13 protein-coding genes and 2 pseudogenes are annotated in these 14,484 nt (G+C 36.4%); 13 read left to right on the top strand and 2 right to left on the bottom strand.

Annotation, left to right across the window (positions count from 1 at the left end):
• The first annotated feature begins 122 nt into the window (after positions 1-122).
• The 7 genes and pseudogenes from BLP98_RS06455 to greA all read left to right on the top strand — a co-directional run bounded on the left by BLP98_RS06455 (position 123) and on the right by greA (position 8,324).
• The gene (locus tag BLP98_RS06455; protein ID WP_074482472.1) at positions 123-3,215 is read left to right on the top strand and encodes a pilus expression-regulating Snf2 family helicase; all 3,093 of its coding nucleotides are present in this window, start codon (positions 123-125) and stop codon (positions 3,213-3,215) included.
• A 249-nt stretch (positions 3,216-3,464) separates the two neighbouring features.
• A complete protein-coding gene (locus BLP98_RS06450; protein WP_074482471.1) occupies positions 3,465-4,058 on the top strand; it encodes a divisome accessory protein ZapJ in 594 nt (197 codons plus the stop codon).
• Between the two features lie 33 nt (positions 4,059-4,091).
• Positions 4,092-5,423 (top strand): UDP-N-acetylmuramate--L-alanine ligase, encoded by a 1,332-nt coding sequence (gene murC / locus BLP98_RS06445; RefSeq protein WP_074482470.1) that lies wholly within the window; start codon positions 4,092-4,094, stop codon positions 5,421-5,423.
• Between the two features lie 54 nt (positions 5,424-5,477).
• Complete coding sequence (locus BLP98_RS06440; protein ID WP_074482469.1) at positions 5,478-5,972, top strand: GNAT family N-acetyltransferase; 495 nt, start codon at positions 5,478-5,480, stop codon at positions 5,970-5,972.
• Between the two features lie 96 nt (positions 5,973-6,068).
• A pseudogene (locus tag BLP98_RS09660) lies at positions 6,069-6,258 on the top strand (aminodeoxychorismate lyase); the annotation flags it as partial.
• Positions 6,259-6,617: 359 nt separating this feature from the next.
• Positions 6,618-7,757, top strand: a pseudogene (gene mltG / locus BLP98_RS06435) (endolytic transglycosylase MltG); the annotation flags it as partial.
• Between the two features lie 84 nt (positions 7,758-7,841).
• The gene (greA, locus tag BLP98_RS06430; protein ID WP_074482467.1) at positions 7,842-8,324 is read left to right on the top strand and encodes a transcription elongation factor GreA; all 483 of its coding nucleotides are present in this window, start codon (positions 7,842-7,844) and stop codon (positions 8,322-8,324) included.
• Positions 8,325-8,419: 95 nt separating this feature from the next.
• On the opposite strand, the gene yidC is transcribed toward greA, so the two are convergent.
• Together yidC and BLP98_RS06420 are read right to left on the bottom strand one after the other, a co-directional pair.
• Positions 8,420-9,334, bottom strand: a complete 915-nt coding sequence (yidC, locus tag BLP98_RS06425) for a membrane protein insertase YidC (protein WP_074482466.1) — start codon at positions 9,332-9,334, stop codon at positions 8,420-8,422.
• Positions 9,335-9,435: 101 nt separating this feature from the next.
• The gene (locus BLP98_RS06420) at positions 9,436-9,714 is read right to left on the bottom strand and encodes an acylphosphatase (RefSeq protein WP_074482465.1); all 279 of its coding nucleotides are present in this window, start codon (positions 9,712-9,714) and stop codon (positions 9,436-9,438) included.
• 35 nt (positions 9,715-9,749) lie between these two features.
• Here BLP98_RS06420 and BLP98_RS06415 point away from each other — a divergent pair, with 35 nt between their 5' ends.
• The 6 genes from BLP98_RS06415 (at position 9,750) to BLP98_RS09480 (ending at position 14,420) form a co-directional block, all read left to right on the top strand.
• A complete protein-coding gene (locus BLP98_RS06415) occupies positions 9,750-10,490 on the top strand; it encodes a TrmH family RNA methyltransferase (protein WP_074482464.1) in 741 nt (246 codons plus the stop codon).
• Positions 10,491-10,584: 94 nt separating this feature from the next.
• Positions 10,585-11,088, top strand: a complete 504-nt coding sequence (locus tag BLP98_RS06410; protein ID WP_074482463.1) for an HD domain-containing protein — start codon at positions 10,585-10,587, stop codon at positions 11,086-11,088.
• Positions 11,089-11,121: 33 nt separating this feature from the next.
• Entirely contained in the window at positions 11,122-11,814 is a 693-nt protein-coding gene (locus BLP98_RS06405) for a Bax inhibitor-1/YccA family protein (protein ID WP_074482462.1), read from the top strand.
• Between the two features lie 122 nt (positions 11,815-11,936).
• Complete coding sequence (locus BLP98_RS06400; RefSeq protein ID WP_074482461.1) at positions 11,937-13,178, top strand: diaminopimelate decarboxylase; 1,242 nt, start codon at positions 11,937-11,939, stop codon at positions 13,176-13,178.
• Positions 13,179-13,312: 134 nt separating this feature from the next.
• Positions 13,313-14,008, top strand: a complete 696-nt coding sequence (locus BLP98_RS06395) for a T7SS effector LXG polymorphic toxin (protein WP_234792808.1) — start codon at positions 13,313-13,315, stop codon at positions 14,006-14,008.
• A 46-nt stretch (positions 14,009-14,054) separates the two neighbouring features.
• The gene (locus BLP98_RS09480; RefSeq protein ID WP_200795916.1) at positions 14,055-14,420 is read left to right on the top strand and encodes a hypothetical protein; all 366 of its coding nucleotides are present in this window, start codon (positions 14,055-14,057) and stop codon (positions 14,418-14,420) included.
• Positions 14,421-14,484: the final 64 nt, after the last annotated feature.

The following is a 14,484-nucleotide window of genomic DNA, read 5'->3' as shown; positions in this document are numbered from 1 at the left end:
GGTGCTTTTTTGATGTATTTTGATAAATTTCACTAAAAATAAAATCAAAAAGTCATTTTTTCAAGCTAAAGAGGCTTGAATTTGATATAATTAAAGGATAAGGAAAAAGGTGGTGGCTTAGATTGGGTAGAATGATTCCAGGTCGAATTCGCAATCAAGGTATAGAACTTTACGAACAAGGTTTGGTTGAAATTATCAGTAAGCGAGAAGATTTAATTCAGGCAAAGGTTGGCGAACATCATCTTCAATACTCATTAGAAGATGAACAAGTGAGATGTGATTGTGACTTTTTTGCCAAGAAAAAATATTGTGAGCATTTAGCAGCCGTAGAATATTATCTTAAAAATAATTCAGAAGGAAAAGAGTTGTCAGATGAACTGAGCTCACATCAAGAAACACAACAAGAAACCAAGAAGAATACTTCGTTTGGTAGTGTTTTTTTGGATGGTTTGGTTATTAATGATGACGATACCACAAAATATCGTCTAGCAGCTCATGGTAGTCAAAGTCCCTATTCATCCGATTATTGGTGGACTCTAAAAATTAACCGATTGCCAGACGAGCGTTCTTATGTCGTTCGTGACATAAAAGCTTTTTTGACCGTTGTTAAAAATGAAGGGTACTATCAAATTGGAAAAAATTATTTTGAGCCTTTGTCATTGATCCAATTTGACGAGCCTAGTCAAGAATTAATCCAATTTTTGTGGAGAATCTTGCCAGATGGTGATCATCTTGATATTGATTATATTTTGCCAAATCATGGCCGAAATCTATCATTAACAAGTGGGACTTTTGAAGAAGGTATCAAACTTTTCAATGACCTGTACGATTTTTCATTTGAACACAATCATCAAACTTATGGGCAGCTGATTTTTAGACCACTAAGTGGTTCAGAAGACTTAATTCAATTTAAAGTGGTGGTTCACCGTCAATCGATTGAATTAATCATTAGTGAAAAAGAATATCAACCGCTCTTTAATAATGCTTTTTTGTTCACAAATGGGTTTATTTTCAGTTTGAATCTGAAGCAACAAAAGATTTTAACGGCTATTCGTAGTTTGCCAATTAAAGCTGATTTAGCCAAACATCTGTTCTTTGATTTAGATGACCAAGCAAAATTAGCAGCTAGTTTATTAGATTTTAAAGAACTAGGAAAAGTTGAAGCACCAAAGAGCTTTGATATTCGTGATTTCAAGGTTGCTTTTGATTTAGAACTTAATGAATATAAGGAAGTTGCTTTACATGTGACCTTTGATTATGGCGATGTGAGTGTCAAAAGTAAACGTGAATTAGAAGACTTGCCTTTTGCTAGTCACTTTAAGCATGAAGAAAAAGTTTTTAGAACTTTGGAAGCTAATGGATTTTCAGCGTCTTTCTTGTCTTATCACGCACCCTTGGCTAATGATGATTTGTATGATTTCTTCACACGGACTTTGGCTCAATTGGCTCGATTAGGTCAGGTCACTTTATCTGATGAATTAGAAGAAATGCGTGAGTTCGAAGAACCCCAAGTTTCTGTTCATACAAAAGGTGGTCTGCTAGATATTTCATTTGATTTTTCAACTGTTTTTGAAAATGATATTGATGATGCACTTGAAGCTTTGTTTAAAAATCAGCCATATTTTGTTAATGGTGCTGGTAAGTTAGTTGTTTTTGATGAAGAAACTCAACGTGTCAGCTCTACTTTACAAAATCTTCGTGCCAAACAACTAGAAAATGGGCATTTGCAACTGGATGCTATTTCAGCATTTCAAATTTCAGATTTATTCCAAGGAAATGATCGCATTTCATTTTCAAAGGAATTTGAGCAGTTAGCGCATGATTTAACCCATCCTGAAAGTTTTGAGATCACTTTACCACCTTTACAAACTCAGTTACGTGACTACCAAATGACGGGTGTACGATGGATGTCCATGCTTGACCACTATGGATTTGGTGGTATTTTAGCTGATGATATGGGACTTGGTAAAACACTTCAAACCATCGCTTTTCTAGCATCTCAACTAAAAGAAGAAACACACATTTTGATTTTGTCGCCATCAAGTTTAATTTATAATTGGAAAGATGAATTTACACGTTTTGCTCCTGAGATAGATGTGGCTGTTTCTTATGGTTTAAAAGCTGTGCGTGATGAGATTATTGCTGAAGATCACCAAGTGGTGATTACAAGTTATTCTTCTTTCCGTCAAGATTTTGCGGAATACAATCATTTGAATTTTGATTACTTGATTCTAGATGAAGCGCAAGTGATGAAAAATACTCAAACTAAGATTGCCCATTATTTGCGCCAGTTTGAAGTTAAGAATTGTTTTGCTCTTTCTGGAACACCGATTGAAAATAAATTACTGGAAATTTGGTCAATTTTTCAAATTGTTTTGCCAGGTTTATTACCGGATAAAAAACATTTCTTGAAGATGGATGCTAAACAAGTAGCTCGGTTCATTAAGCCATTTATCATGCGTCGTCGAAAAGAAGAAGTTTTACCAGAGTTGCCTGATTTGATTGAAATTAATTATCCGAATGAATTAGATCGTAAGCAAAAAGCTATTTATCTCGCTCAACTTCGACAAATGCAAGAAACCATCGCTGGTGCTTCTGATGCGGATATTAACCGCCGTAAAATTGAAATTTTGTCAGGAATTACTCGTTTACGTCAAATCTGTGATACGCCAGCTTTGTTTATGGAATATGATGGTGAAAGTGGTAAACTAGATAGTTTGCGTGATTTGTTGACACAAATCAAGGAAAATGGGCACCGAGCACTTATCTTTTCACAATTTCGTGGTATGCTTGATATTGCTGAAAAAGAAATTGAAGAACTTGGTTTAACATCCTATAAAATTACGGGTTCAACACCAGCTAATGCACGTCAAGAAATGACCCGTGCCTTTAATAACGGGTCAAAAGATACTTTCTTGATTTCCTTGAAAGCAGGAGGTGTCGGTCTTAACTTAACAGGAGCTGATACGGTTATCTTGATTGACCTTTGGTGGAACCCTGCGGTTGAAATGCAGGCTATCAGCCGAGCTCACCGTATTGGACAAAAAGAAAACGTCGAAGTCTATCGTTTAATTACACGTGGAACTATTGAAGAAAAAATCCTTGAGATGCAAGAAAGTAAGAAAAATCTTGTGACTACTGTTCTTGATGGTAATGAAACAAGAGCAAGTATGACAATAGAAGAAATCAAGGAAATTCTAGGATTAGAACATTAAATGAACAGTCAGTCTGCCCTCGAGAAAGACTGACTTTCTTTTTATGAAAACTTTGAAAAATAGGATGAATTAGTTTATAATAAAAATGCTACAAAGTTGGAGCTGAGTTTAAAAATCGAGGTGCTTAGGCCTGCTTTTTAACTTGGCATTTAGTTACTAGGACAAGGGGTTATCAAGGATAAGTTCCCTGTATTTCTTAGTGAGTGATGATAATTAATAACATAACACGTTAAGAAAGGATGTGACACTGTGATTAGAAATCAAAGACGTTTCCCTCTCGTTGCAGATGGGGAGCCAGTAAGCAATCCACCTAAAGTAATGGCTTTATATGAAAATGAAGATTTGATTACCAATATTCACGGAACTTATCAAGATAAAAACTATGATGATGTTACTAGAGACTATGATTTTGTTGGCAAAGATGAAAAAGATGCCAGTCGATTAGAGTCAGTATCTCAAGGTAAATCTTATGCTGAGTTAGCGCGTGAAGAAGCAAGACGTGATATTCGAAGAAAACGTCAAGCTTATCTTTCAAAAGAAGTTAAAGCGCCTTCTAAAGCTGCTTTACAACAGCAACTTAAGGCAACTTTGCCTAAGAAACCAGCAAAACCTACTAATAGTTTGAGTCATTTGACTGAAAAATTGCATCAAGACGATTATATCTTGGCAGAGATTCCCGTAACCTATAAAAAGCCAGATAATTCGTCAGCAACAAAACCTAAGAAAAATAATTATGACTTCTTAAAACGTAGTCAAATTTATAATAAGGAAGCCTTGCAAAGTCAAAGAGATCATAAAATAGCTCAAGAGTTGAATTTAACACGCTTTGACGATGCAAAATAAACTGCAATGCAGTTGATATATAGAGGAGAAAAAATGTCTAAAACCTATCATTTTATCGGAATTAAAGGATCTGGTATGAGTGCTCTTGCTTTGATGTTGCACCAAATGGGACACAAAGTTCAAGGGAGTGACGTTAGTAAATACTATTTCACACAACGTGGTTTAGAACAAGCAGGAATTGAAATTCTTCCGTTTTCTGAAGACAATATCACATCAGATGTTGAATTAATTGCCGGTAATGCTTTCCGTGAAGATAACAACGTCGAAATTGCCTATGCTGTGAAAAATGGCTTTAAATTCAAACGTTATCATGAATTTCTTGGTGATTTCATGCGCCAATTCACAAGTTTTGGTGTAGCTGGTGCGCACGGAAAAACATCAACAACAGGTTTGATGGCACATGTTCTTAAAAATATCACTGACACATCATACCTAATTGGTGACGGAACTGGACGTGGTTCTGCTAACAGTAACTACTTTGTATTTGAATCAGACGAATATCAACGTCACTTCATGCCATATCACCCAGAGTACTCAATCATTACAAATATCGACTTTGATCACCCTGATTACTTCAAGAGTATTGATGATGTCTTTGATGCCTTTAACGATTATGCAAAGCAAGTTCAAAAAGCATTGTTCTTGTTCGGTGATGATCCATATCTTCGTAAAATTACTTCTGACGCAGATATTTACTATTATGGTTTCAAAGATACAGATGACTTTATGGCCTATGACGTTGTTCGTACAACAAATGGCTCAGCTTTCAAAGTAAAACATGGTGAGGAAGAACTTGGTTCATTCCATCTTCCAGCATTTGGTCGTCACAATATCTTGAATGCAACTGCTGTTATTGCTAACCTTTACGTAGCTGGTATTGATATGGAATTGGTAGCAGAGCACATGAAGACATTCGGTGGTGTTAAACGTCGTTTCACTGAAAAAGTAGTTAATAACACAACAATCATTGATGACTTTGCACACCATCCAACTGAAATTATTGCAACTCTTGATGCTGCACGTCAAAAATACCCAAGTAAAGAAATTGTGGCTGTTTTCCAACCACACACATTCACTCGTACGATTGCACTTTTGGATGAATTTGCAAATGCTTTGAATCAAGCTGATTCAGTTTACTTGGCACCAATTTATGGTTCAGCTCGTGAAGTTGACCACGGTGATGTTAAAGTTGAAGACTTGGCTGTTAAAATTAATAAATCAGCTAAAGTCATCAGCCTTGAAAATGTATCACCATTACTTGACCATGGCAATGCTGTTTATGTCTTCATGGGAGCTGGTGATATCCAAATGTATGAACGTTCATTTGAAGAATTGTTGGCAAGCTTGGCTAACAATACACAATAATAACCGATTATCTTGAGAAGGAGCGAAAGCTCTTTTTCTTTTGAGGGGGATTCTATGATTATAAGAAATGCACGCCTTGAGGATTTACATGATATTATAGCTATTGAGCGTGAGAATTTCTCTGCAGAAGAAGCGGCAAGTTTAGAAGACATGAGAGAACGTATCCTGACTATCCCAGACACTTTTTTGGTAGCTGAAATTGATGGGAAGGTTTGCGGCTATATTGAAGGACCTGTTATTTTTCAACGTTATTTAACTGATGATTTATTTCATAAGGTTGTTTCAAATTCGGCTACCGGAGGTTTTATCGCCATCACAAGCTTGTCTGTAGCGCCTGATTTTAAAAATCAGGGGATTGGCATGGCTTTGCTTGCGACAATGAAAGATTTAGCGATTGCTCAAAAACGTATGGGGATTAGTTTGACTTGTCACGAGAATCTTATTCCCTACTATGAAAGAAATGGCTTCAATGATGAGGGAGAATCAGAGTCAACCCATGGTGGTTCTAGCTGGTTTAACATGGTTTGGGAGTCACCAGTAGCAGGCTGATATATTATTAAGAATAGATAACAAACCACCTCGTCAGTTGATTTTAGAATGCTTTTAGGTTATAATGGCGATTGATTAAGATTAGGAGGATAAGCTTTGACCGAATTTAACGACGATAAGCCAAAAACTCGAAAAGAAAAAAGTTTTAAGGAGCAGATTTTAGCAGAACTTGAAGAAGCCAATCGCTTACGTAAACAACATGATTTAGAGCTTCGCCAAAAAGAAAAAGAAGCAGAAGAATTTGCCCGTCGAACTGCCCAATTGATGGCTGAATATGAGGCTGAAGATCGCAGAGAGCGCCAAGAGGCTAAGATTCGAGAAGAAAAACGACGCCTTGAAGCAAAAGCTAAATCGGCTTTGGCTGAAAATCAGATTGAGACAACAATTGATAATCAAAAAATTAAGGACGTACTGAAAAATATTGATCAAACCTTTAATCCTGATGGCGCACAATCAGCTGAAGCTGATGAGCAAGAAAGTTATCTTGTGAGAGCGACAGATGGTGTGGGTTATGATGGTAATCCAGATATTTCTGATAAACCTTCAGGTGAGTCTGAATCAAAAGATGACCTTCATTTTGAGCAAGATTCTGAGCAATCAGATGAGACAGAGACAGACTTGGAGAATAAAGTGGGAACAAAACGTAGAAGAAAACGTCAAAAGACAAATAGTCTAGCTGGAAAAATTGCTTTAGTGTTAATTTCAGCAATTATCATTGCCCTACTAGCAACAGGATTCTTTGTATATCGTTACGTTGATAGTTCTATTAAGCCACTGGATAGTTCGTCAACAAAATACGTTACTGTTGATATTCCAGAAGGCTCTGGTAACAAGTACATAGGACAAATTTTAGAGAATTCTGGTGTCATTAAGAGTGCAACGGTTTTTAATTACTATACAAAATTTAAAAACTATAGCAATTTCCAAAGTGGTTATTACAATTTGCAGCCAAGCATGGATTTGGATGAAATTTGTAAACTTCTTAAACAAGGTGGAACAGCTCAACCAGAGAAACCTTCCCTTGGTAAAATCTTAGTAACAGAAGGATATACTATTAAGCAAATTTCTGAAGCTGTTACAAAGAATTCAGCTAAGAAACATGCTTCTACGCCATATACAGCCGATGATTTCTTGAAAGTCGTTCAAGATGAGAACTTTATTTCAAAAATGTCTGCTAAGTATCCAAGACTTTTAGGAAGTCTTCCTAGTTCTGATAAAGTAACTTATCGTTTAGAAGGTTATCTTTTCCCAGCAACTTATAGTTATTACAAAAAAACAAGTATGGAAGATATTGTTGAAGAAATGATTGCAACAATGGATTCTTATATGTCTAAGTACTACGATACGATTGCTGCAAAAGGAATGACTGTCAATGATGTGCTTACCCTTGCTTCATTAGTTGAAAAAGAAGGTTCAACGGATGATGATCGCCGTAACATTGCGAGTGTCTTTTACAACCGCATGAATAACAATATGCCTCTTCAAAGTAACATTGCTATCTTGTATGCAATGGGTAAACTTGGTGAAGAGACAAGCCTTGCGGCTGATGCAAGTATTGACACATCGATTGATTCACCGTATAATGTTTATACTAACACTGGTTTGATGCCTGGTCCAGTTGATGCTCCTAGCTTGTCAGCTATTGAAGCGACTGTTAACCCTGCTTCAACAAATTACTATTATTTTGTTGCAGATGTTAAGACAGGTAAAGTCTATTACTCAGAAAACTTTGATGACCATCAAGCTAATGTTGAAAAATATGTTAATAGTCAAATACATGAATAATTGATGACAAACATGGTGTGCTTAGCATCATGTTTGTATTTGTAGATTATCCAAAAAAATAAATTTTTAGAAAAGAGATAGAAAATGGCAGAAAAAACTTATCCAATGACCCTTGCTGAAAAAGAACAACTTGAACAAGAATTGGAAGAACTAAAATTAGTTCGTCGTCCTGAAGTTGTTGAACGTATTAAAATCGCTCGTTCATATGGTGACCTTTCAGAAAACTCTGAGTATGATGCAGCAAAAGATGAACAAGCATTCGTTGAAGGTCAAATTCAAATCATCGAAACTAAAATCCGTTACGCTGAAATCATTGACAGTGATGCTGTAGCAAAAGATGAAGTTGCTATCGGTAAAACAGTTACTGTTCAAGAAGTTGGAACAACTGACAAAGATGTTTACCACATTGTTGGTGCTGCTGGTGCTGATATCTTTGCAAGCCGTATTTCTAACGAAAGCCCAATTGCTCAAGCTTTGATTGGTAAGAAAACTGGTGATATCGTAACAATTGAATCACCTGCTGGTAACTACGATGTTGAAATCATCAGCGTTGAAAAAACTGCTTAATTATAAAAGAGGCTGTTAAGCCTTTTTTTGTTTGTTCTGTTATTAAAAGGAAACTAAAACACCAGAAATAATTTTCTGGTGTTTTAGTTTATGAATTATTTACGGTGACGTTGTTTACCAGCGTTACGGTTACTTTTCTTAGGTTTGTTAAGTTGAGTAGTCGCTGTTGGTGTTACATCTTTACGTTTTGATGATTTGTATGTTTTTGGAGGATTCTTTTCAAATTCTTCAGCAATTTGTTTACGAAGTTTTGGTTTGATGATGAACATTGTAATCAATTGTTGAATGATAGAGAAGAAACCACCGACCAACCAGTAAAGTAGAACACTTGCTGGCATACTCATACCGAAGAAGACCATCATTAAAGGCATCACGTACATTGTTCCCTTCATGGCTGCGCGTTGTTCTTCAGCAACAGCTTGCATTGATAACCATGATTGGAAGAAGTAAAGGATAGCGATGACAGCTGTAAGTGGCATGCTGCGGCTTCCAAGGTCAATACCTAAGAAAGTACTTTCAGCGACACCTTGTGTGTATTGAGCTGCGAAGTACATAGCTGAGAAGAATGGCATTTGAACAAGAAGTGGAAGACATCCCATACCACCAAGCATGTTAATTCCATTTTCTTTTTGAGCAGCCATCAATTCTGTTTGGGCAGCCAATTTTTCTTCTTGTGTCTTTGCATTACGCATGCGTTCGTTGATTGGTGCAAAGATTGGTTTTAGGTAAGCCATCTTTTCTGATTGGTAGCTTGCTTTCCATGATTGGTAAAGTCCAAGTGGAAGAATGATACAACGAACAATGATTGTTACTAAGATAATGGCTAAGCCAAAGCCAAGGTCAATGTTATTGGCAAAGTATTGGATAAGTTTTGCCATTGGTTCTCCAAGTAAGTGCCAAATAGTACCTGTTGGATTACCACTTGAATCACGGCTCACACAGCCACTTAGTAAGAACAATAATGATAAGCTAAGTCCTGAAAAAAGGACGCGATTTAATTTCTTTTTCAATTGTTTTTTTCCTTTTATTATAATACCCTATTATTTTACTGTTTTTTCAGTATTTTCTCAATACGTCTCCAGCCTTATTTTAGAGACTTGTCAAAGAAAAATTAGTTAGCGATACGAAAATCCTTATAATCTTCAAAATTTGCCATCTTGACATCAACATAGGTTACTTTTGACCATTGAGAAGGACCTTTTCTGATTTCTTGGATAAATTTTGCCATTTTAGCGGAATCATCAGATTGCGCGAGGATTTCAACAGTACCATCATCGTTATTCCAAACACGACCATAAATATCACCGATATTTTGAGCAAGTGCATAGGTTGAATAGCGGAAGCCCACTCCTTGAACACGGCCTGAGACAATTAGACGTACTTTTTTCATCTCAATTTCCTCCTATTATGTGCTATAATCTTCTTATGACTATTATAACTTCTAAATCAAATAATCTCATTAAAAAGACTAAAAAATTATTGAAAAAAAAATATCGTGAGCATTCCTATTTAATTGAGGGGTGGCATCTTTTTGAAGAAGCTGAAAAAGCTGGTGCGACCTTTTTGAATGTTTTTGTTCTTGAAGAATTTGCGAATCGTGTGGAACATTTATCAAATGTTACTCTTGTGACACCAGAAGTTCTGAGAGAATTGACTGATTCTAAAACACCTCAAGGCATTATTGCTGAAGTGGTGATGCCAAACTTGCCTCTAGCTGATTTGAAAGCTGGTCGATACTTGGTATTAGAAGATGTTCAAGATCCTGGAAATGTGGGAACAATGATTCGTACAGCTGATGCAGCTGGCTTAGATGGTGTATTAATCTCTGAAAAAACTGCAGATATTTATAACCAAAAAACGCTTCGCTCAATGCAAGGTAGTCATTTCCATTTACCAGTTTGGCGTACGAATGTTTATGAGGCTTGTCAGAAGTTACAAAATCTTGATGTGCCACTAATTGCTACAACTTTATCCAAAGATTCTGTTGATTATAAAACTGTGGAGCATAAGGGTGACTTTGCACTTGTCATGGGAAATGAAGGAAATGGTATTTCAGAACAAATGACAAACCAAGCAGATATTTTAGCTCACATCATTATGCCTGGGCAAGCTGAAAGTTTAAATGTCGCAGTAGCAACTGGGATTATTCTCTTTAAGTTAATCTAATATCGAGTAATTTTTATGTTTTGGATTTTCTAGTCATGGTTTCAGTCTAATTTAAGCTGATATGCTATAATTAGACTGAAAGAAGGTGATTCTCATGGTTGCATATAAAAAAGATAAAGAATTTATGGAACTTGTTGGTCATTTGATTGAACATCCTCGCTTTCAGAAATTAGATAATATAACGCAACATCATTATTCAACGCGTATGGAACATTCCATTAACGTTGCTTATACGAGTTATAAGATTGCTAAAAAACTTGGCTGGGATGAAAAATCAACGGCACGCGGTGGTCTTTTACATGATTTCTTTTATTATGATTGGCGTGATACCAAATTTAATAAAGGTCATGCTTGGGTGCATCCGAGGATTGCCGTACGTAATGCTAGAAAATTAACGACATTAAATAAACGTGAAGAAGATATTATTTTGAAGCACATGTGGGGAGCAACAATTGCTCCGCCGCGTTACAAAGAAGGTTACATTGTGACGATGGTGGATAAGTATTGGGCTATTAAAGAAGCCATTACTCCGTTTCGCAATCGTTTTGGCAAGAGAAGACGTTATAGTCGTAAGATTTTACCAAGTAACCATCGTTAATTGAATTAATTTGTTATCTGGGAGGAGATTATTTTGAATCAAGACAATATCATTTATACGCAGACTGATAGTGGTCTCAATCGTTTTTTTGCTAAAATCTATGGACTAGTTGGTATGGGAATTGGTTTGTCAGCTTTTGTATCGTTTTTGATGCTTTATGTTTTTACTGACAATATGATCAACATTATCAATAATCACCCATTTGTTTATTATGGTGCGATATTTTTAGAACTAGCTTTGGTTTTCTTAGCTAGTAATGCAGCCCGTAAAAATACACCGTCGGCTTTGCCATTATTCTTATTTTATTCAGCCTTAAATGGTTTTACCTTGAGTTTTGTCATTGTAGCTTACACACAAACGACTGTTTTACAAGCTTTTGTTTCTTCAGCTTTAGTTTTTGGAGTCATGTCAGTACTTGGTTTTGTCATTAAAAAAGACTTGTCTGGTTTTGCTAAAGCAGCTATGGCGGCTTTGATTGGTATCATCATTGCAAGTGTTGTTAATATGTTTATTGGCTTGGACGGAATGAGCTACATCATTAGTATTATTTCAGTTTTAATCTTTTCTGGATTAATTGCTTATGATAATCAGATGATTAAGCGTGTTTATCAAAGTACCGGAGGTAATGTTGGTGACGGTTGGGCTATTTCAATGGCACTTAGCCTTTACCTTGACTTCATCAACTTGTTCTTGAATCTACTTCGTCTTTTTGGAAGTGATGATTAATTTTCTAACTAGTGTAACCTTGGTTGCACTAGTTTTTTTAGGCTTTCAGTCAAATTCCATTGGTGATTTTTAGTCTTTGTGTTATAATAGTCCTAATATTTTGAAAATTCGAGGAACTTGCTATGAAAACACCATTTATTTCAGCCAAAGAGCTTGAAAAAATTACGAATGAATTTCCAACTCCTTTTCACCTTTACGATGAAAAAGGAATTCGTGAAAAGGCTCGCGCTTTAAATAAGGCTTTTGCTTGGAACAAGGGATTCAAGGAGTATTTTGCGGTTAAGGCAACACCAACTCCAGCAATCTTGAAAATTCTCCAAGAGGAAAATTGTGGTGTGGATTGTGCAACAGAAGTTGAATTATTGATGAGCCACAAACTTGGCTTTACTGATATTATGTTCTCATCTAACGATACACCAGCGCGTGAATTTCAGTACGCTAAGGAAATTGGAGCGACGATTAATTTAGATGCTTATGAACACATCGCTTTCTTAAAAGAGGTGGCAGGTTTACCTGAGACTGTTTCACTCCGTTATAATCCAGGCGGTGTTTTCTCTCTTGGAACAGATATTATGGATAATCCTGAAGAATCAAAATTTGGCATGACCAAAACTCAATTGATTCAAGGTTTTAAAGACTTGAAAGCAGAAGGTGTCAAAAACTTTGGTATCCATTCTTTCCTTGCGTCAAATACTGTTACAAATGATTATTATCCAGAATTGGCACGTCAGTTATTTGAATTAGCTGTTGAAGTCAAAGAAAAAGCGGGTGTGACAATCAACTTTATCAACTTGTCTGGGGGTGTCGGTGTCAATTATTTGCCTGACCAAAAACCAAATGATATTGCTGTCATTGGTGAAGGGGTACATCGCGTTTTTGATGAAGTATTGGTTCCAGCTGGACTTGGTGATGTCAAAATCTTCACTGAACTAGGTCGTTTTATGTTGGCACCACATGGCTTACTTGTGACAAAAGTTCGTCACCGTAAACAAACTTATCGTACTTATATCGGCGTTGATGCATCAGCGGTTAACTTAATGCGCCCAGCCATGTATGATGCTTATCATCACATTACTAATATGACTAATCCTGATGGCAAACTAGAAGTGGTAGATGTTGTTGGATCACTTTGTGAGAACAATGATAAATTTGCTAAACAACGCGAATTGCCAGAAGCGCGTGTTGGAGATACGCTTGTCATTCATGATACCGGTGCGCATGGTTTTTCAATGGGCTATCAATATAATGGACGTTTGCGTTCAGCTGAGATTCTTTATCAAGAAGATGGCAGCGCCCGTCTCATCCGTCGTGCAGAAACACCAGACGATTATTTTGCAACCATTAAAGGGTTTGATTTTGAATAAGTTATAAGAGCAGTTAGCTAAGGACTACAGATGGCCTTTAGTTAGCTTTTTTTGTTTGAAATGAATTTCTGAAAACTGTTTCAAATTATGTTATAATGATTAGAAATAAATCGGTTAAATTTTGGGAGAGATTTATGAAGATTAAGATGAGCGAGGTCATAGAGCAGCGTGATAGCCTCAAAAGCTCAATTAGTAAGACCAAGAGTCAACTTTCAAGTGCTAAGAAAAAGCTAAAGGGTGCTGCAAATTCTGATGCTCTAAAAGGTGACGTCAAAGACGCTATTGATAATAAAATCAATAACTATCAAGTGCCTTTGTTGACCAATTATGTGAACAGTTTGGAGGTTATTTCGCAGGGCTATGACAATCTTATCAGCACTTTTAAGAGTATTGTCAGCGAAAACAGCGATAGTGCTATCATTGACACGGACATTTTGCAGCAGATGGTAGATCAATTCGATTCGCCACTAGAGCAACTAAAGACAAGCTCTAACGCGATTAACGAGGCAATTGACGATGTCGCAGACATTGTCACACTAACCAAAGTGACAACAGACGATGCCGCCTCAGAATTCAAAGGTGCTAAAAAAGTCTTTACCAATACCATCAAGGACATGGGGATTTTTAATAACACTGTCTTTACAAGCGAAGCTACTGATATTTTAGATGAGCAGAACACGCAAATTAGTAGTTTGTCAGACCTAGGCAGCAGCTCATATACAAGCAAAAAAGTTAAGGATTTTTACAAGAAAACAGACTTCAAGACAGAAGTTAAAGAAGTTAAATCAGTCGTTAAGTCGTTAATGGCAAAGCTAGGAAAAACCACTTAAAAACGAACTCGCTAAGAATTTGTATGATTCTAAGTATAGTGGATATATGATGGAAAATGTTGTGATGAAAAATATATCTTACAGTGATTCAATTGATTTGACTAACTTTGTTAATAATAACAGAGATAGCATAGTTAATGATTTAAGTAACGATATTTTTTCAACTTCTGTAGAGCAACTTGGATTGGGATACCAAAGAATTGGTGGAATTGTTACGGTGTTTGAAGGTATCAAAGGTTCTGCTAAAAATAACTCGTTTGTGTTAGTGAATTTGAATGGTGCTGGAGTTTCAATGGTTTTCCATGGTAAGAAAATTGCGAGTACAGGGAACTATATAGGTAAAGCTTTTATGGGGGCAGGATTTGTTTTAGGAATGTACGATGACATTGAAAATGATGGTAGCTCGGTTTGACAAGCTATCTCTCACAATGCTATTTCAACGGGGATTGGTTGGGGGGCTGGTTCGGTAACTACTG

This window comes from Streptococcus equinus, assembly GCF_900104225.1.
GTDB lineage: Bacteria > Bacillota > Bacilli > Lactobacillales > Streptococcaceae > Streptococcus > Streptococcus equinus_D.
Note: the sequence above shows the minus strand (reverse complement) of the source record. Positions and strands in the feature narration are given on the sequence as shown.